The following is a 17,880-nucleotide window of genomic DNA, read 5'->3' as shown; positions in this document are numbered from 1 at the left end:
GGTGAGATTACTTGGGTTTTAATCAACTACTATTTTTATGGACTGCTATTTTTCCGATTGCTGTATTACTTTATTATTTCTTTCGAAAAAAATATACAAAGCAACCTGTCTCCTCTACGCTTTTTTGGCAAGAAATAATGAGAGAAACAAAAGCATCTCCTTATTTGCAGCATTTACAGCGGAATGCTTTATTTTACTTACAAATGATCGCGATGATTTTACTTGTTTTTGCTTTACTTCAGCCTTTTTGGAAAACGAAGGCACTAGCGGGGGAACAAATTGTGTTTATCGTGGATACTTCTGCATCGATGGAAGTAAATACAAACGAAACCACTCTTTTCGACACACATAAAAAACAAATGTTACAACTTGCAGAAAGCTTGTCTGGCAAGCCGCTCACCATCATTACAACTGGCAATGAACCGACCGTGGTACTGCGTGCGGAAACGAATATCGATCAAATTAAAAGCGAGATTGAAAAATTGGAAGTCAGTTATGAAGAGGAAAATATATCAAAATCCTTGGATATTGCCCAATCATTTTTTCAAAATTTATCGACCTCCGTTTATGTTTTTACAGACGTACTAGATCGACAGGAACTCCCCTTGCAATATGAAAATGTAACTTGGCAAGTTGAAGGACTAACGTCAGAAGTAGTGAACCTTTCGATTAAACGATTCGGTGCAACTAAAACAAATATGGGCATTTCTGCATTAATCCAATTAGAAAATCAATCGAACAACGAGCAAACAACCGCACTTGTATTAGCGAATGAAAAAAAGGAGCTTTTGAAAGAAAACGTAACCATTCCACCAAATGAAACAATTACGTTATCATTTGATGAACTAGCGGAATCGACTTTTTTAAAGGCATCCCTTCATGCAAATGATGGATATGCATTAGACAATACGATGACAGTTTTTATGCAGGACCAATTATCGACCGTATTTGTCGATAGTGGGCTACATGCGCTAGTGAGAACTGCATTTCAGTCAATGGATATTGAAGTAAGCAGCGTACCAACTGAACAAATAGGACTACTTACGGAAGAAGGAATTGTTGTCACAAATCAGTTTGGTCTAGTAGATCAACTAGAACGTCCTGCATTATTCATCGGAAGAAACGACATTAGTCCAATAGAAGTAAATGGTGGAGTACAAACAAGTGAACATGCGCTTTTTTCTTTCGCTAATTTATCTGATATTTATGTGAGTAGTGTTTATCCGGAAATTCAAGGCTATACAACGATTGCAACGGTGGGAGATGAGCCGTTCATACAAGTATCTCCTAGAGGAGATATTGTCGTATTAGCGGATATCCAAATGACCGATTGGCCGCTTCATCCTTCCTTCCCACTCTTTATGTGGAGCGTAAAGGAACAGCTTTCTGCTGGGAATACGTATTTAGGCACGTTTACGCCTAATGAAAGAAGACCACAATCACTAGGAAGTACAGTAAATGAATGGGAAATTTACACGATGGAGGATTCCTATCAATATTCTATCGAAAATGGTGGAGCCTTTATAGCACCGAAGAGACCGGGGCTATACGTTCTTCGTTCCAATGACATTGAAAAAAACTTTTCTGTTGCTTTATCTCAAAAAGAAAAAGAAATAGAAAAAGGAGAAACATACAAAGTAAGCGGCGAGCAAATAAAAATGAGTGAAAATTATTCACAACATTCATTTGTTCCATATATCTTACTATTATTGCTGTTATTATTTGTCATAGAGTGGGAGGTGCAAAGAAGACGTGGATTTACGAGTTGACCAACCACTTTGGCTATTGTTACTAGTTCCTATTCTTATTTATTTTATGTGGACATGGAAAAAAGAGAAGAAAGTCTTTCGAAAAGAAGGAAGAGTGGTATTTTTTCTTCGCCTTCTTGCTATTTTTTGTTTAATTTTAGGGTTAACTAATCCTTATCTTTTATTGCCTATTAAAGAGGAACAGGTGCTTTTCTTAGTCGATCGATCTGCTTCTGTACAAGGAACAGACAGCCAGGTGACTTCGTTTATCGAACAAAGTCTATCATCGCGAAAAAACACACAGCTCGTAGGTGTGTACACATTTGCGGAAGACTTCCAGTCGGAGGTGGCTTTAACTGCAGGGGAAGTAAATTTACCTGTTTTTACACCGATGAAAGCGCCAGGTAACACAGATATAGCAAGAGCATTACAATTAGCAACCGGAATTGTAGAACCATCGAAAGCGACAAGGATAGTCCTTTTCACAGATGGATTGGAAACGAGTGGCTCCGTACAAGATGAGCTAGTGAAAATTACTGGTGGAAACGTGACGATTGATGTCGTACAACTTGAACGAGTTTCTTCTGAGGATGTTGCGATTACTTCATTTGAAACACCACCAATTGCATTTGAAGGGGAGCAGCAACAACTAAATGTCAAGTTAGAGGCGACAACTAATACAACTGGTGAACTACTACTATATGAAAACGATCAATTATTATCTCGTGAACAAATAACACTAGAACAAGGAGCGAATAGTTTTACGTTTAGGAATGCTTCTAGTGGAGAAGGTTTATTAAAATATGAAGTTCAAGTTGTCGTGAGTGGCGATGGATTAATCGAGAACAATAAATTGACAAGTGTAACAAATGTGGAAAGTTCTCCTCATCTCTTAGTTGTCACACATGATGGAAATCGCTCTAATATTCCAACTGTCATTGACCAAGCTGCCATTCAAACGGATGTGATAGATACAAGTGCACTGCCGTTTGATCTCTCGAATTATTTAAGGTACGATGCGATTATTTTTGATAATGTACCAGGCCATGCAGTAGGCGAACAAAAAATGACCGTAATTGAACAAGCGGTGAAAAACTTCGGAGTCGGCTTTATGATGGTCGGAGGAACAAATAGTTTTGGGTTAGGTGGATACTTTAAAACGCCTATCGAAAAATTATTACCCGTTGAGATGGAGATTAAAGGAAAACACCAGATGCCATCGCTCGGTTTAGTTATCGTAATGGACCGTTCAGGCAGTATGAGTGGTTCTAAATTCGAATATGCAAAAGAAGCGGCAGCTCGTTCAGTCGAAATGCTTCGAGAAGGGGATAATCTTGGATTTATCGCATTTGATGATCGTCCTTGGGAAATAATCGAAACGGCACCTCTTTCGAATAAGCAAGAAGCATTAGACACCATATTATCCGTTGGAGTAGGCGGTGGAACCGAAATTTACTCGAGTTTAGCATTAGCTTATGAAAACTTGGCACCTTTAAAGTTACAACGTAAGCATGTCATTTTATTGACAGATGGACAATCCGCTTCAAGTGGCGATTACCAAACATTAATTGAAGAAGGCTCCAAAGATTTAATCACCGTTACAACTGTAGCGGTTGGGCAAGATGCCGATCGAGCGCTACTTGAAAGTTTAGCCGAAATGGGCGGAGGAACATTTTACGATGTAGCGGATGAATCGACTATCCCAGCCATTATGTCTACGGAGACGGCGATGATTTCCCGAACCTATATCGAGGATAATCCATTCTATCCGATTATTTATGGCGATGCTGCTTGGACAAGTTTGTTTACAGATGGAGTACCGCAAATGAACGCATATATTGCAACTACACCAAAGCAAACGGCATCCATTATTGCCGAAAGTGAAAAAGAAGATCCAGTGCTTATAGAGTGGATGTATGGACTAGGAAGAACAATGGCGTTCACTTCCGATTCTACTGGGGAATGGAGCGGTGATTTTGCTAGATGGAATCATTGGGGAGACTTTTGGAACACTGCGGTATCCCGTCTGTTACCAGCTTATAGCGAAGTACCTTTTACGATTCAAAAAGCCAGCGATGGTAGTTACACAGTAACAGATCCCTCGGGGAAATCTTCTTTTCTAGAAGTAGCAGCAGTAAATGAAAAAGGGGAAGAGCTACCAGTTTCATCCGAACCACTTGCACCAGGTAAATCACGTGTAACGGTGGAAAGTGATCCAGGTCTTGTATTTTTCCGAGTGTCCAATGAGGAAGATGCTGTTTATCAAGCTGGTATTTCTATTCCATATAGTGAAGAATACAAAGTACAAAAGCCAAATACAAATAAGCTAGAAACGATTGCAAATCGAGCGGGCGGCAAAATGCTTACCGATGCATCTGAAGTATTCCGAACAATCGATTTAAAAAGCTCAGAGCGACAATCGATACAGCAAATGCTCATCCTGGCGGCAATCCTATTGTTTTTCATCGATATTACGATTCGAAGATTTGGCTTTAGACAATTACTCGCACCATTTAATATAAAAGGCAAGAAAAAGAAAATGGTAGAGAGCACGGCTAGTACCAGTTATGTGGAAAAGCTTGTGAAAGGAAAAAAGAAAAGGTAGTAAATGGTTAAGGGCAACTAGTTAGGATTGAAAGCAATCAATTTGAAGTAGAGAGCAACCAAATTTGCTACTTAAGCAACCAAATGAAAAACACCCGATGCAAATGAGCGTATTTGCTTCGGGTGTTTGTTGCTTTTCTAAGAGGGAAATATTTTAATACGGGTGAAGGGGGGCTCGTATGGCATTGATTTATGCTCGGCTAGGGTCTTAATATGGGCGGAGGTTTTTAGGGAAATCGCTACACATATTCGTCAATAAAAACGAGCAGAAAAGTGAAATAATCACTTTCTGCTCGCTTCATTTACTCTATTAAATTTAAGCAATAACTGGTCTTTTCCTCTTAATCCAAATAATAGTGATTCCCCAAGAGCAAAGTAAAATGAAAGAACCTATGACAAAAGGAAAGTTAATATTAATATCAAAAAACATTCCTGCAAGTGCTGGTCCAACCATATTTCCTAAACTCATATACGCATTATTCATCCCAGCTGCAAACCCTTGTTCATCTCCGGCAAGCTTCGATACGACTGTATTAACAGCAGGGCGGATTAAAGTAGTTGCTGTTGAGAATATAGTAGCTATTAACAATACTAGCACAAAACCGTCTACTAAGAAAAACGCTAATAAGGATAATGCTGCACCGACAAGGCTGACTAAAATTACATTCAATTCACCGTATCGTTTAAATAATTTATTAACAATTAAGGTTTGCACAATAACACCGGCAAATCCTCCAACCGTTAATACAATAGCGATATCTTGCGGAGTGTAATTATATTTATGATCTACGTAAAGAGAAAAAGTTGTTTGGAAATTTGCAATCCCGAAAGAGAATACGAAAATAATGATGAGCATCATAAAATAGGGAGTTTTGATCGAGTTTTTCATTTGAACAAGTATATTTTCTCTTTTTTTCTTCATCTCAGGATTTACAGAAATCGCATTTTTGATATCCGGTAAAATGACAAAAGAAATTACAGCTGAAAGAATTGCTGCAATAGCAGCCATATAAAAAGGAAAAGTTAAACTAACTTTTGCCAAAAATCCGCCTATCGCTGGACCTATCATGAATCCTAAAGACATCGAGGCTCCAAGTAAGCCCATTCCTCTTCCGCGATCCTCAAGAGAGGTAATGTCGGCAACAAATGCCATCGTAGCGGGGATTAAAAAAGCCCCCCCAATACCGCTTATAAAGCGTGCAGCATATAACATCCATTCGTGAGTTGCCATGCCGAACCAAAATTGAGAAGCTGAAAAAATAACTAATCCAACAATAATAAGTTTTTTACGTCCAAAAGTATCGGATAGATCACCCGCTAATGGTGAAAATAAAAACTGTCCTAAAGCAAATGATGCAATGATAAATCCTAGCGCTTGACCTGCTACGCCAAACGTTTCTAGATACTGCGGCATGACGGGAATAACTAGTCCAATTCCTGCCATAGCGATAAACATATTAAACATCAATATATATAGTGCAAATTGTGATGGTTTCTTCGCCATATGATTCCTGCTTTCTTAAAATACTTAGTATGCGTCTATCGATTCTACCATATTATAAAGATAATAAAAACTTTCGCGACACGAAAAATTAATATTTGTTAATTTGGAAAATAAGAAATAGAGCCGCCCGGTTGAAGGCAACTCTATCTGTTAGTTTGTTCCCATTTTAAACTTTAAAAATAACTCATTATAAACTCCAAGCATTTCAAGACCTAGATTATTATAAACTTCCAAATTATCTCTTGTTTCTTCGGTAGGATAAAAGCGTTCATCTGATGTAACTTCTTCATCCATCAATTCCACAGCGGCTGCATTTGGTATGGAATAACCAACATAATCTGCATTTTGAGCGGCTACTTCAGCATCCAACATGAAGTTTATAAATGCATGAGCACCTTCTATATTCGCTGCAGTTTTAGGAATAACCATATTATCGAACCATAAATTAGATCCTTCTTCAGGAACAGAATAGTCAAGTTCTTCGTTTTCCCACATCATATCTGCAGCTTGGCCAGACCATGTCAAAGCAACAGCAGCTTCTTGGTTTACCATAAGCTGTGTTACTTCATCTCCAATGATTGCCTTTACGTTCGGTGTAAGTTTGTTTAGTTTCTCAGAAGCTTCTTGCAATTCTTTTTCATTGGTAGAGTTTAGAGAATAGCCTAAGCTATTTAACCCCATTCCAATAACTTCACGAGCACTGTCTACTAGCAACACTTGTCCTTTTAAGGAAGGGTCCCATAGTGCGTCCCAGCTATCAAATGTTTGACCATCCAGTAAGGAAGGATTGAAAACAATACCTACAGTTCCCCAAAAATAGGGAATAGAAAACTCATTTTTGGGATCGAACGATAAATCTAAGAAGTATGGATCGATATTTTTCAAATTAGGAATCTTCGAGTGATCAATCGGAAGTAGTAAATCATGCTCTTTCATTTTCTCGATTGCATACTCAGATGGAACTGCAATATCGTAAGAAGTCCCACCTTGTTCAATTTTTGTCATCATTGCTTCATTCGAATCGAACGTTTCGTATACTACACGATAACCTGATTCGTCTTCAAACTGGGCTATTAAATCTGGATCAATATATTCTCCCCAGTTATAGATTGTTACGGTATCACTACCAGCTTTTCCTGAATTCTTATCTAATAGGTCATTCACAAAAAACAGTGCGATACAAACGAAAATGATAGTAAGTGCTGCTCTTACGATGTCTTTCATTTTCTTACCCCCATTCCTACAGGGTTTTTCCCTCTTTGGCTAATGAAGTAATAGCCCACTACAAGGAATAATGTCACGATAAAGATAATGCCTGATAATGCATTGATCGTTAATGTAATACCAGCACGTGCCATCGAGTAAATTTCCACAGATAACGTACTAAATCCATTTCCTGTTACAAAGAAAGTAACAGCAAAATCATCCAGTGAATACGTAAGGGCCATGAAGAACCCTGCAAAAATCCCTGGTTTAATAAAAGGAATAATGACTCGTCGTAATATTTCTCCTTTAGTTGCACCAAGATCTGCTGCTGCATCTATTAAAGAGCTATTCATCTCCTGAAGTTTCGGCAATACCATTAATACAACAATCGGAATACTAAAGGCAATATGCGAGATTAATACAGATGCGAATCCTAATTTAACGCCGATCATTGTAAACAAGATTAAGAATGATGCCCCAATGACAACATCTGGACTAACGATTAATACATTGTTTAAAGATAACAAAGAATTACGTATAGACTTGTTGCGCATATATACAATGCCTAGCGAACCAAATACTCCAATGATTGTTGCGAGTAGAGCAGACAGCAGTGCAACAATGACTGTATTGATCAAAATCATGATCAGTCGAGTATCGGAAAACACAGCACCATAATGCTCCCAAGTAAACGACTCGAAATTACTCATGGAACCGCCACTATTAAACGAATAAAAGATCAAATACAAAATCGGTGCATATAAAATAATGAAAATAAGGGCTAAATAAAGTTTCGCTGTTTTACTAGTTCTTTCCATTAGTATTAGCCCCCTTATCTCTTTGTCCGGTAATGATCATGACAATGACCATAAATATAATTAAGAATACGGCAATAGTCGAACCCATTCCCCAGTTTTGCGTAACTAAAAATTGTTGCTCAATAGCAGTACCAAGTGTAATAACTTTATTTCCAGCGATTAGTCGAGTAATCATGAATAAGGAAAGGGAAGGGATAAACACTGCTTGAATCCCAGCTTTAACCCCATTCGTCGTTAATGGAAAGATGACTTTTGAAAAGGTTGTCCAACTAGATGCACCTAAATCTCTACTCGCATCGATCAGTGATGGATTTAATTTATCCAAAGCGTTAAAGATAGGCAGAATCATAAATGGAATAAAAATATAAACTGATACAAAAATAAAACTAAAGTCTGTAAATAAAATTTGTGTTTCTCCAAAACCAAATACATTTAAAAATGCGTTAATAGGTCCATATAAGCCAAAAATTCCAATGAATGCATACGTTTTTAATAATAAATTAATCCAAGATGGAATAATGATTAATAATAACCATAACTGTTTATGCTTCGTTTTTGTCAGCAAGTAAGCTGTTGGGTAGGCAACAAGTAAGGAAAATAGCGTTATAAGAAATGCATACCAAAATGAGCTAAGTGTTAACTTTAAATAAATAGAAGTGAAGAAGTTCTTATAATTATCAAATGTGAAATTTCCGCTCAAATCAAAAAGGGAGTAATAAGCGATTAAAGCAATTGGTGCGATGACAAATAATATTATCCAAGCAAAATAAGGTATTAAATAAAATGTTTTGGTGTTTTTAGTTTGCATATGCGTCTTCTCCGTAAGACTCAAGTCGCTTATCAAATTCTTCTTCTGTTTCGTTCAGACGCATAACATGAATTGCTTCAGGATCAAAGTCTAGTCCGATAAATGCGCCAACCTCTGCTTTTTTCGTGGAATGGACTAGCCATTCGTTTCCTTCGTCATCGTACGTAGATAGCTCGTAGTGAACTCCTCTAAATAATTGTGTATCTACTTTTACTTTCATTTTTCCTTTTTCAACAGAGGTAATTTCTAAATCTTCTGGTCGAATGACAATATCGACATTTTCATTCGGATTTAGTCCTTGGTCAACACATTCAAATTCTTTTTCACCAATTCGTACACGGAAATCAGCAACCATTGTGCCAGAAACAATATTCGATTCTCCGATAAAATCTGCTACAAATCGATTGATCGGTTCATCGTAAATATCCATTGGTGTTCCACTTTGTTCTATATTTCCTGCATTCAGTACAAAAATTTCATCGGACATAGCTAAGGCTTCTTCTTGATCATGCGTTACAAAGATAAACGTTTTGCCTAATCGCTGTTGAAGCTCACGAAGCTCGTATTGCATTTCCGAACGTAGTTTCAAGTCCAAAGCAGAAAGCGGCTCATCAAGTAAAATGATTTCCGGATCATTTACGATTGCTCGAGCAATTGCAACACGCTGTCTTTGACCACCAGACATCTCTACAATTTCTCTCTTTTCATAACCTGATAAGTTAACAAACTTTAGTGCCTCTAACACTTTTTCTTCAATCTCTTTTTTTCCTAGTCTTTTTATACGAAGACCGAATGCTACATTTTCAAACACATTTAAGTGAGGGAATAGTGCATAGTCTTGGAAAACTGTATTAACTTGACGTTCATTTGCAGGAACATTATTGATTAGTTTTCCATTAAAATAAATATTTCCACTAGAAGGCTGCATAAATCCTGCGATTAATCGCAAAATGGTTGTTTTCCCACAACCGGATGGACCAAGTAACGTATAGAATTTACCACGCTCTAATTCAAAGTTAATATCCGTTAACACGGTTGTTTCAGCATCATAGTATTTGGTGACGTTCTCAAAGCGAATGATAGGTGTCTCAGACATAATGTACCTCCAATTTGTGTATTGTAAGAAAGGAAGGCTTTCTTACTTAGTATTTGTCCAGCTGCAGCGCCTTACCCCTCGGGGTCAAATGTGAAATAGCTGCTCCTGCGCAAAGCTCGTCGCAAACAAAATCGCTTGTGGTGGCTGAGGAGCTGCCTCCTGGGTCCGCACGATGCGGGTCATGTCTGCTTTGCCACAGGATGTGGCGTACTTTGCAGACCTACTCCTTTCACATTTGCCTGTCGGAGGCCTGCACGAAGCAGGTCATGCAGTCGTTTCGAGACGATGTCGTGAATTTAGACTGTATTCCTCTAACATAGGCGCTTCCGCATTTCTTATAAATAAGAATTTGTTACGACATAAATTACTTGTGTTTCTTCATCCGCCGCATTTTTTAATAAATGATCATCAGCTGCTTCAAAGTAGAGAGATTCACCTTTAGAAGCAAAGTATTGCTGCTTTCCGAGTATTAATTCGACGCGACCTTGTAAAACATATATAAACGTTTCGGAAAGGGAAGGTTCAAATTGTTTAAATTGACCGTTTTGACCTAGTGTGATGAGGACTGGTTCCATTTCATTTTCATTGGACTCAGAGATGAGCCAGTGAAGCTGATAGTTTTTTTCCTCATCTATGTAAATTGTTTGTTCCGCAGCTTCGAAAACGACTTTAGTACGCACTTGTTCGTCATCAAAAAAGTCACTAGGCTTAGAGCCAAGTACATTTAAAATAGAAAAAAGTGTTTCTATGGAAGGGGAGTTTATATCTCTTTCTAGCTGGGAGATAAAGCCCTTGCTTAAATCAGTTCTTTCCCCTAATTCTTCTTGGGTTAAACCTTTCTTCAGTCGTAATCGTTTAATCTTCTTTCCAATTTGCAATACTGTTCCCCTCCTCCCTTGAAAAACAAAGTTTATTTTAACACAACTTTAAGTTTACTTTAACAACTTATTCATATAAATTCAAAAAAAAATGGTTTTTGTCCCGTTCTGTTTTTATCGCTACGCATACACTAGCTATGGACGAAAAGGAAAAGGGGAGACACCATTGCGTTTAAGAGAGGAGTTACCCGAGTTTTCAAGTGACATGGAATGGTTGAACGGAAGTGTAACGAAAGAAAAATTAATTGGGGAAGTACCTTTATTAATACACTTTTGGTCTATTAGTTGCCATCTATGCGACAAAACTTACGGGATTATAAATAGATGGAAAAAGACATATGGTGATAAATTTCAGTTAGTTGGCATTCATATGCCAATAACAAAAGAAGATGTAAATAATACTCTTATAAAACAAAAGGCTGAACGAATGAGTATGACGAACTCCATATACCTAGATCACGATTTAGTTGTTTCTGACAAATTTCAAAATCGAATTGTTCCATCTTTTTATCTGTTTGATAAGAAGGGATTGCTTCGTCACGTACAAACGGGAGAAAGCGGTTTTAGGATGTTAGAAAAAAGGTTAATCCTTTTAATGAAAGATTAGTGATACCGGATTCGCGAATGAAGTATCTATTTTTAGAAATGGTATGGTAAACTAAGTGCATCCGATTAGTAAGCAGGAGGCACTATTATGCAAAAAGAGTTTGTAGTAATTGGTTTAGGACGATTCGGTGGGAGTATCGTCCGGGAGTTAATCGATCAAGGGGCAGATGTAATGGCTGTCGATATAGCTACAGAAAGAGTAGATGAGTATGCTACAATTGCTACACAAGCGGTAGTGGCGGATACGACAGATGAAACGGTATTAAAATCCCTTGGCATCCGAAATTTTGAACATGTCATTGTTGCAATTGGTGACGATATCCAATCGAGTATTTTAACAACGCTTATGTTAAAAGAAATTGGCGTAAAGAAAATTACGGTAAAAGCACAAAATGATTACCATGAAAAAGTATTACGTAAGATTGGTGCTGACCAAGTGGTGCATCCGGAACGAGATATGGGAATTCGTATTGCGAATAATATCCTGTCGCAAAATGTACTGGATTACTTAGAGCTTTCTGATGAGCATTCGATTATGGAGATAAAAGTGAACGAAAAAATTGCAGGAAAATCATTAGTTGATTTAGATATCCGTGCAAGATATGGCATTAATATCGTAGCTATCAAGCGTGGAAATAGTATCAATGTTTCACCGCCGGCAGATGAAAATCTTCAGTTGAATGATGTACTAATTATGATTGGTGCAGATGTTGATATTAACCGATTTGAAAAGAAAGTTTTGTCATAAAAAATGCCAGAGGAAGCAAATCCCTCTGGCATTTTGTTATATGGATAAAACGTTTAAACTTCCATAATAATCGGTAAGATCATTGGACGACGTTTTGTTTTTTCGTATAAATAAGGGCTAAGAACATCAGTAATCTCATTTTTCAATTCAGCCCATTCAGCAGGCTTATCTTGTAAAGTGAACCTTAAATGCTTGTTTAACATCTGTTGAGCTTCATTTATCATCGTCCCCGACTCACGCATGTACACAAATCCACGTGAAATAATATCAGGACCAGAAACAATTTTCTTTCTTTCCATATCTGCACTTACAACAACAATTACTAGTCCTTCTTCAGAAAGGATTCGACGATCTCGAAGAACAATATTCCCAATATCTCCAATACCACTACCATCAATATACACATCTCCAGATGGAATTCGTCCAGCAACATGCGCTTCGTTTGCACTTAATGCCAACACATCACCGTTTTCCATAATGAAAGTATTTTCAGGTAATACATCACAATCTACGGCAAGTTCCGTATGAATTTTCAACATACGATATTCACCATGGATTGGCATAAAGAATTTTGGTTTCATAAGTCGTAACATCAGCTTTTGTTCCTCTTGAGAACCATGACCTGATGTATGAATATTATTTAGGGAACCATGTATTACTTCTGCACCTGCACGGAATAGTAAGTTAATAGTACGATTGACACTTGCTCTATTTCCTGGAATCGGTGAAGAAGAAAATACAACCGTATCGCCTGGTTGAATTTGAATTTGACGGTGTGTCCCATTAGCAATTCGAGATAGAGCGGCCATTGGTTCACCTTGACTGCCTGTACATAATATAAGCACTTCGTTGGCAGGTAATCGATTTAACGCACTCGCATCTACAAATGTTTCTTTAGGAGCTGTAATATAGCCAAGCTCACGACCGATTGTAATCGCATTGTCCATACTTCGACCAAAAACAGCGATTTTGCGGCCATGTTGCACAGCTGCATCCGTTACCTGTTGAAGTCTATGAATATTGGAAGCGAATGTAGCGAAAATGATGCGTCCATTCACTTTACGGAAAATAGAATCCATACTTTCGCCGACTTTACGTTCGGACATAGTGAAATTCGGAACTTCTGCATTCGTACTATCTGATAGTAAGCATAGAACCCCGTCACGACCGATTTCTGCCATTTTAGTTAAGTTAGCAGGCTCCCCAACTGGCGTAAAGTCAAATTTAAAATCACCTGTATGCACAATATTACCTGGTGGAGTTTTGACAACGATACCAAAAGCATCCGGGATACTATGTGTTGTTCTGAAGAAACTAACTGCTGTTTTTCTAAATTTCACTACGTCGTCTTCTTCAATCACATGCATTTTTGTTTGACGAAGTAAGCCGTGCTCCTCTAACTTGTTACGCAGTAAACCTAGTGCAAGTTTTCCTCCATATACCGGAACATTTAGTTGTTTCAATAAATAAGGAATACCACCGATATGATCTTCGTGGCCATGAGTGATAAATAATCCTTTAATCTTGTCTACATTTTTCACTAGATACGTGTAATCTGGAATAACATAATCAATACCTAATAGATCATCTTCGGGAAACTTAATCCCTGCGTCTATTAAAATAATCTCATCTTGAAATTGTACAGCGTACGTATTTTTGCCGATTTCACCTAGTCCGCCGAGGGCGAAAACAGCAGTTTGATCATTTTTTACAAATTTCATATGTTTATCTCTTCTCTACTTTATAATTCGGGCTTGCTTGCTCGTATGCTAAATGATTACCTTCAAGCAATTGAATTAGTTCAATATTATAATTGCGATCCTTTAGAATTGAACGTACTTCACGCTCAGATTCTGCCTCTACATATAAGCTTTTCGTGTTTTCGCGAACTGAAACTTCCAATGCATTCTCTTGATAATAAACTTTATAAATCATATTATACTCTCCTTTTTCACGTTCAAAATAAATCAATTCTCTTTATATTATCACGCTACTTCTTTAAAATAAAGAAAAGCCCTCCATTTTTCGAAGGGCAAATAATTTATCCCGCCTTAACGGGCAGTAATATCCCCACATCAAGATTTCAAGGAAACCAAGGAAAAATAAGTGGAGATAAACTGCCTGTAAAGGTCCAAGTGGTTCAACTAACATTTAAGTAAGGGGAGGTAGTAAAACCCCCTACTTAAATGAAGTTTCACTTTACGCGATCGTTTTGTTTCTGAGCATTCCACCGAGTCGTCTTAACCATTTTCTTCTTAGACGTTTCAACATGGTAACTCACTCCTTACAATATATTATATACGAAAAATAGAGATGTGTAAAGGATTCTTACTGAAAAGTCAAATAATTAGCGTAGCGAATAGGAGTTTTTTTTGATGGTAAATAAAGTTTTATTTTTTGATATTGATGGGACTATTTTAGATAATGATAAAAATATTCCACCAGGTGTTGTAGAATCTATTCAACAAGCAAGAGCAAATGGGCACGAAATAGTTATTTCAACCGGAAGGGCCCCATTTACAGCAAACTCAATTTTAGAACAACTTAAAATAGATTCATTCATATGCTACAATGGTCAAATCGTCCAATTACAGGGGAAGATTATTCATAAAGGAATTATCGATACAATGGAACTACAGCATTTAACGGATTTTGCGATGGAACGAGACCAACCAATTGTCTATATGGATGATGTAGAATTTGTATCAAATGTCCCTGATCACGAGGATGTATACGAAAGCATCTCTTCCTTGAAAATGGCCTTACCTAGAACGGAAGAAAACTTCTTTTTAACGAATGATATACATCAAGCGCTTATCTTTTGCGATATGGATGTTCAAAAAGAATATGAGAAAGCTTTTCCTAACTTAAAGTTTGTTCGTTGGCATCGGATATCTTGTGATGTCCTTCCACAAGGTGTTTCTAAAGCAAAAGGAATTGAATTATTACTGCGCTATATGAATAAAACTCCTGATGACGCGATTGCTTTTGGTGATGGTTTTAATGATATAGAGATGCTTCAATATGTAGGAACTGGTGTGGCGATGGGGAACGCAGTAGAAGAATTAAAAAACTGCGCTACCTTTGTCACGGACCATGTTTCAGAAAATGGCTTAGTGAATGCCATGAAAAAATTACAATTAATCTAGAGGAGTTTTTATGAACGATTTAAGGAATAAGTTTGTGCTGATATATGGTGATGTATTTGTAGACTATATTGCAGATGATCAATCAAATAAACAATTTACAAAGTTTTTAGGCGGGGCGACAGTAAATGTAGCAGCAGGAGTAGCAAGACTTGGGGCTTCTTCCTCTTTTATAACAATTTCAGGAGACGACGAAACCTCAGAATTTGTGAGAAGAGAGTTAACATTAGAAGGAGTAGATTTAACTTTCGCTCAGATTGTTCCTGAAAAAAGAGTAAGTGGTGTATATGTGCATTTAACGGAAAATAATGACCGACACTTCCATACATACGTGGATGAAACACCGGATTTACAAGTGGATTTTACTACATTGAAAAAAGAAGCATTTCAGCAAGCCTCCATTTTTCATTTTTGTTCAGGAACATTATTTCATCCAATAGCACGCAAGACGACTCGCGAAATAGTTGATCAAATGGAAAAATCTAAAGTGTTATTATCTTTCGATGCTAATATTCGTCCACTAAGATGGGAAAGCGAAGCACTTTGTAGAGAAACCATTTGTTCCTTTTTTAAACAAGTGGATATTTTGAAACTAACAGAAGAGGAGCTTTTCTTCTTAACGGAGACAACAACGAGAGAAGAAGGGATTCAAAAACTTCGGGATTATCAAATTCCGATCGTCCTTATTACAGTTGGAGCAGAAGGCACATATATTGTAATCGATGAGGAGACGATCCACGTAAAAGTGGAGAAGGTGGTACCGGTCGATACAACGGGTGCTGGAGATGCTTTTATGGCAGGTATTCTGTCTAAAATTAATATGAGCGGAAAACCAAGCACAAGAGAAGAGTGGATAGACTATGTCTCTTTTGGCAATAGACTAGGAGCAATTTGTGCAACCAAACCTGGAGCTCTATCAGCTATGCCAAGAGCAGCCGATTTATAAGAAAAAGCCTGTGCACATGCGCACAGGCTTTTCATATTTTTCTATAGTAGATACGCACGTTAAAGGGCAATCAGTCATTGCGGCGCGAGGTCGCGCAACCCTAACTAAACATAGACACTTACGCATTTTAATTACGCTCGTTCATACGGAACAGAATTTGGTATTTCTGCGTATGGGTTTACTTTATTAATATGGTCATAAAACATGATGCCATTTAAATGATCTAGCTCATGTTGAAATGCAATTGCTGCTAAACCTTTTAATCGTTTTTTGAAGGGTGTACCATCCGGATAAAAGCCAGTTGCGGTAATACGTGCATGTCTTGGTACATATCCCTCAATCACTTCATCCACAGAAAGACACCCTTCCCCAGAAGGGATATAAGTGTTTTCTACGGAATGGCTAATTATTTTGGGATTGACTGCAACAAAGCTGATGTCCCCATCCTCTGCATTTGGTATATGTAGCGCGAACATTCTTTTATCAGCGTTTACTTGAGGAGCTGCCAGCCCGATTCCAGGACGTAATTTATGCTTCTCTACCATTTTTTCATCTTGACTATTGATCACATATTCCAATAAATCATTAGCGAGTTGTTTATCGGCCTCTGATAAAGGAAAAGTCATTTCTGTTGCTTTTTTGCGAAGTGCTGGATGACCGTCCCTCACAATATCTTTCATTAAAATCATATTTATCGTCCTTTCCGAGTTCCTAGTCCTATTATACCGAAAAATTATCTTTTGCTAAACAAAAAAAGCCTATTGTACGGTTGAATTTAGTAGCCAGAACAATTATAGTGAAATGATTAGAGGAGGTTACGTGATGAAAAAATGGAAATACGTAGTTCCTTTATGCTTTGTATTACTTCTATCTGCATGTTCTTTTGGTGAAACTACCGAAAAAAAATTATCTAACATCTTAACGGAAATTTATAATTTAGAAGCAGATTATAGAGATGTACAAACGCAGTTAGCAGAAACGGAACAAAAAGAACAAGCTAATTTTCAAAGCATGATGGAGTTAACGAAAGATCAAAAAGAAGAGCTTACGAAACAAGTGGAAGAAACTGCTGCGCTACTGGAAGAAAGACTTGTTTTAGTGGAAAAAGAAGCAGCTTCTATTAAAAGTGCATCTGAAAAATTGAAGGATATTGATGTTCTTATCTCGGAAACAGACGTAACATCTGAAAAAGAAAGTATTCAACAAATCGAGGAAGCATTAAAAAATCGCTACACTGCCTACACCGATTTAACAGAACAATATAATACACTTGCTAGTTTACAAGAAAAGTTATATAGCATGTTGATCGAAGATGAAGCAGAAGTAACGACCATTCAAAAACAAGTTGATGAAGTGAATAAACAAAACGAAGCAGTACAACAATCAGTTGAAAAGTTTAACGAACTGACAGCGGAGCTTAATAAAGTAAAAGAAGAAACATTTACTTCACTTCAAAAGGAAAATTAATAAAGAGAATAGTAGAGCTTATAAAAGCAAAAATAGAGTATGGGAATTTCAAAGATTCCTATACTCTATTTTTATACTTTTGGAAATATACCTTGTGGATGAATTTTTCGCTCCTACTCTTATCCAGTTAATGGATAAGAGCAACCAATTAGTCATTGAAAGCAATCAATTCTATGTGGAAAGCAACTAGATCTGTTTATGAGCAACCAAATTACTTGAGAAAGCAACCAATTGGCACTTGGAAGCAACCAATCATCAAAATAACAAGTTTACTTGAAGTGAGTTGATAATGAATATGAACTTGA

The 17,880-nt window shown here is 37.3% G+C and carries 17 protein-coding genes; 8 read left to right on the top strand and 9 right to left on the bottom strand.

What is annotated here, in order from left to right:
- Positions 1–11 precede the first annotated feature (11 nt).
- Positions 12–1,769: a vWA domain-containing protein gene (locus OR571_RS21560; protein ID WP_282245921.1), complete on the top strand. Its 1,758-nt coding sequence runs from the start codon at positions 12–14 to the stop codon at positions 1,767–1,769.
- Positions 1,753–4,353, top strand: coding sequence for a VWA domain-containing protein (locus tag OR571_RS21555; RefSeq protein ID WP_282245919.1), 2,601 nt, complete (start codon positions 1,753–1,755; stop codon positions 4,351–4,353). Before OR571_RS21560 ends, OR571_RS21555 begins: the two co-directional genes overlap by 17 nt.
- A gap of 315 nt (positions 4,354–4,668) precedes the next feature.
- Here the strand turns inward: OR571_RS21555 and OR571_RS21550 are convergent, their stop codons facing one another.
- The 6 genes from OR571_RS21550 to OR571_RS21525 form a co-directional block, all read right to left on the bottom strand.
- Positions 4,669–5,856 carry an MFS transporter gene (locus OR571_RS21550; RefSeq protein ID WP_282245917.1) on the bottom strand — a complete coding sequence of 396 codons (1,188 nt, stop codon included), beginning with the start codon at positions 5,854–5,856 and terminating at the stop codon, positions 4,669–4,671.
- Between the two features lie 150 nt (positions 5,857–6,006).
- Complete coding sequence (locus OR571_RS21545; protein WP_282245916.1) at positions 6,007–7,080, bottom strand: ABC transporter substrate-binding protein; 1,074 nt, start codon at positions 7,078–7,080, stop codon at positions 6,007–6,009.
- On the bottom strand, positions 7,077–7,880 hold the full coding sequence (locus tag OR571_RS21540) for an ABC transporter permease (protein WP_282245915.1): 804 nt from the start codon (positions 7,878–7,880) through the stop codon (positions 7,077–7,079). The genes OR571_RS21545 and OR571_RS21540 overlap by 4 nt, the downstream gene beginning before the upstream one ends.
- A complete protein-coding gene (locus OR571_RS21535) occupies positions 7,867–8,688 on the bottom strand; it encodes an ABC transporter permease (RefSeq protein ID WP_282245913.1) in 822 nt (273 codons plus the stop codon). The genes OR571_RS21540 and OR571_RS21535 overlap by 14 nt, the downstream gene beginning before the upstream one ends.
- Positions 8,678–9,784, bottom strand: coding sequence for an ABC transporter ATP-binding protein (locus OR571_RS21530; RefSeq protein WP_282245911.1), 1,107 nt, complete (start codon positions 9,782–9,784; stop codon positions 8,678–8,680). The genes OR571_RS21535 and OR571_RS21530 overlap by 11 nt, the downstream gene beginning before the upstream one ends.
- A 335-nt stretch (positions 9,785–10,119) precedes the next feature.
- Positions 10,120–10,662 carry a helix-turn-helix domain-containing protein gene (locus OR571_RS21525; protein ID WP_282245909.1) on the bottom strand — a complete coding sequence of 181 codons (543 nt, stop codon included), beginning with the start codon at positions 10,660–10,662 and terminating at the stop codon, positions 10,120–10,122.
- Positions 10,663–10,828: 166 nt separating this feature from the next.
- Between OR571_RS21525 and OR571_RS21520 the strand changes: the two genes are divergently transcribed.
- Positions 10,829–11,269, top strand: coding sequence for a TlpA family protein disulfide reductase (locus OR571_RS21520; protein WP_282245907.1), 441 nt, complete (start codon positions 10,829–10,831; stop codon positions 11,267–11,269).
- 87 nt (positions 11,270–11,356) lie between these two features.
- Positions 11,357–12,016 carry a potassium channel family protein gene (locus OR571_RS21515; protein ID WP_282245905.1) on the top strand — a complete coding sequence of 220 codons (660 nt, stop codon included), beginning with the start codon at positions 11,357–11,359 and terminating at the stop codon, positions 12,014–12,016.
- 53 nt (positions 12,017–12,069) lie between these two features.
- On the opposite strand, the gene rnjA is transcribed toward OR571_RS21515, so the two are convergent.
- Together rnjA and OR571_RS21505 are read right to left on the bottom strand one after the other, a co-directional pair.
- Positions 12,070–13,737, bottom strand: coding sequence for a ribonuclease J1 (gene rnjA, locus OR571_RS21510; protein WP_282245903.1), 1,668 nt, complete (start codon positions 13,735–13,737; stop codon positions 12,070–12,072).
- Between the two features lie 4 nt (positions 13,738–13,741).
- Positions 13,742–13,951 carry a DNA-dependent RNA polymerase subunit epsilon gene (locus tag OR571_RS21505; RefSeq protein ID WP_142537582.1) on the bottom strand — a complete coding sequence of 70 codons (210 nt, stop codon included), beginning with the start codon at positions 13,949–13,951 and terminating at the stop codon, positions 13,742–13,744.
- 440 nt (positions 13,952–14,391) lie between these two features.
- Here OR571_RS21505 and OR571_RS21500 point away from each other — a divergent pair, with 440 nt between their 5' ends.
- Entirely contained in the window at positions 14,392–15,165 is a 774-nt protein-coding gene (locus OR571_RS21500) for a Cof-type HAD-IIB family hydrolase (protein ID WP_282245896.1), read from the top strand.
- A gap of 10 nt (positions 15,166–15,175) precedes the next feature.
- Positions 15,176–16,108, top strand: a complete 933-nt coding sequence (locus OR571_RS21495; RefSeq protein ID WP_282245894.1) for a carbohydrate kinase family protein — start codon at positions 15,176–15,178, stop codon at positions 16,106–16,108.
- A gap of 131 nt (positions 16,109–16,239) precedes the next feature.
- Here OR571_RS21495 and def read toward each other — a convergent pair whose 3' ends face one another.
- Positions 16,240–16,797 carry a peptide deformylase gene (def, locus tag OR571_RS21490; RefSeq protein ID WP_282245892.1) on the bottom strand — a complete coding sequence of 186 codons (558 nt, stop codon included), beginning with the start codon at positions 16,795–16,797 and terminating at the stop codon, positions 16,240–16,242.
- Positions 16,798–16,930: 133 nt separating this feature from the next.
- On the opposite strand from def, the gene OR571_RS21485 reads away from it, so the two are divergent.
- Positions 16,931–17,575: a YkyA family protein gene (locus OR571_RS21485; protein WP_282245890.1), complete on the top strand. Its 645-nt coding sequence runs from the start codon at positions 16,931–16,933 to the stop codon at positions 17,573–17,575.
- Positions 17,576–17,730: 155 nt separating this feature from the next.
- On the top strand, positions 17,731–17,862 hold the full coding sequence (locus OR571_RS21480; RefSeq protein ID WP_282245888.1) for a hypothetical protein: 132 nt from the start codon (positions 17,731–17,733) through the stop codon (positions 17,860–17,862).
- Positions 17,863–17,880: the final 18 nt, after the last annotated feature.

It is taken from the genome of Psychrobacillus sp. NEAU-3TGS, from assembly GCF_029955155.1.
Taxonomy (GTDB): domain Bacteria; phylum Bacillota; class Bacilli; order Bacillales_A; family Planococcaceae; genus Psychrobacillus.
This window is presented reverse-complemented; position numbering and strand designations above follow the sequence as displayed.

Excerpts from the sequence above, each read along its gene's own strand:
- OR571_RS21485 (WP_282245890.1), top strand. The coding sequence starts at position 16,931 with ATGAAAAAATGGAAATACGTAGTTCCTTTATGCTTTGTATTACTTCTA.
- OR571_RS21545 (WP_282245916.1), bottom strand. The coding sequence starts at position 7,080 with ATGAAAGACATCGTAAGAGCAGCACTTACTATCATTTTCGTTTGTATC.
- OR571_RS21550 (WP_282245917.1), bottom strand. The coding sequence starts at position 5,856 with ATGGCGAAGAAACCATCACAATTTGCACTATATATATTGATGTTTAAT.
- OR571_RS21500 (WP_282245896.1), top strand. The coding sequence starts at position 14,392 with ATGGTAAATAAAGTTTTATTTTTTGATATTGATGGGACTATTTTAGAT.
- OR571_RS21535 (WP_282245913.1), bottom strand. The coding sequence starts at position 8,688 with ATGCAAACTAAAAACACCAAAACATTTTATTTAATACCTTATTTTGCT.
- def (WP_282245892.1), bottom strand. The coding sequence starts at position 16,797 with ATGATTTTAATGAAAGATATTGTGAGGGACGGTCATCCAGCACTTCGC.
- OR571_RS21540 (WP_282245915.1), bottom strand. The coding sequence starts at position 7,880 with ATGGAAAGAACTAGTAAAACAGCGAAACTTTATTTAGCCCTTATTTTC.
- OR571_RS21495 (WP_282245894.1), top strand. The coding sequence starts at position 15,176 with ATGAACGATTTAAGGAATAAGTTTGTGCTGATATATGGTGATGTATTT.
- OR571_RS21515 (WP_282245905.1), top strand. The coding sequence starts at position 11,357 with ATGCAAAAAGAGTTTGTAGTAATTGGTTTAGGACGATTCGGTGGGAGT.
- OR571_RS21530 (WP_282245911.1), bottom strand. The coding sequence starts at position 9,784 with ATGTCTGAGACACCTATCATTCGCTTTGAGAACGTCACCAAATACTAT.
- OR571_RS21505 (WP_142537582.1), bottom strand. The coding sequence starts at position 13,951 with ATGATTTATAAAGTTTATTATCAAGAGAATGCATTGGAAGTTTCAGTT.
- rnjA (WP_282245903.1), bottom strand. The coding sequence starts at position 13,737 with ATGAAATTTGTAAAAAATGATCAAACTGCTGTTTTCGCCCTCGGCGGA.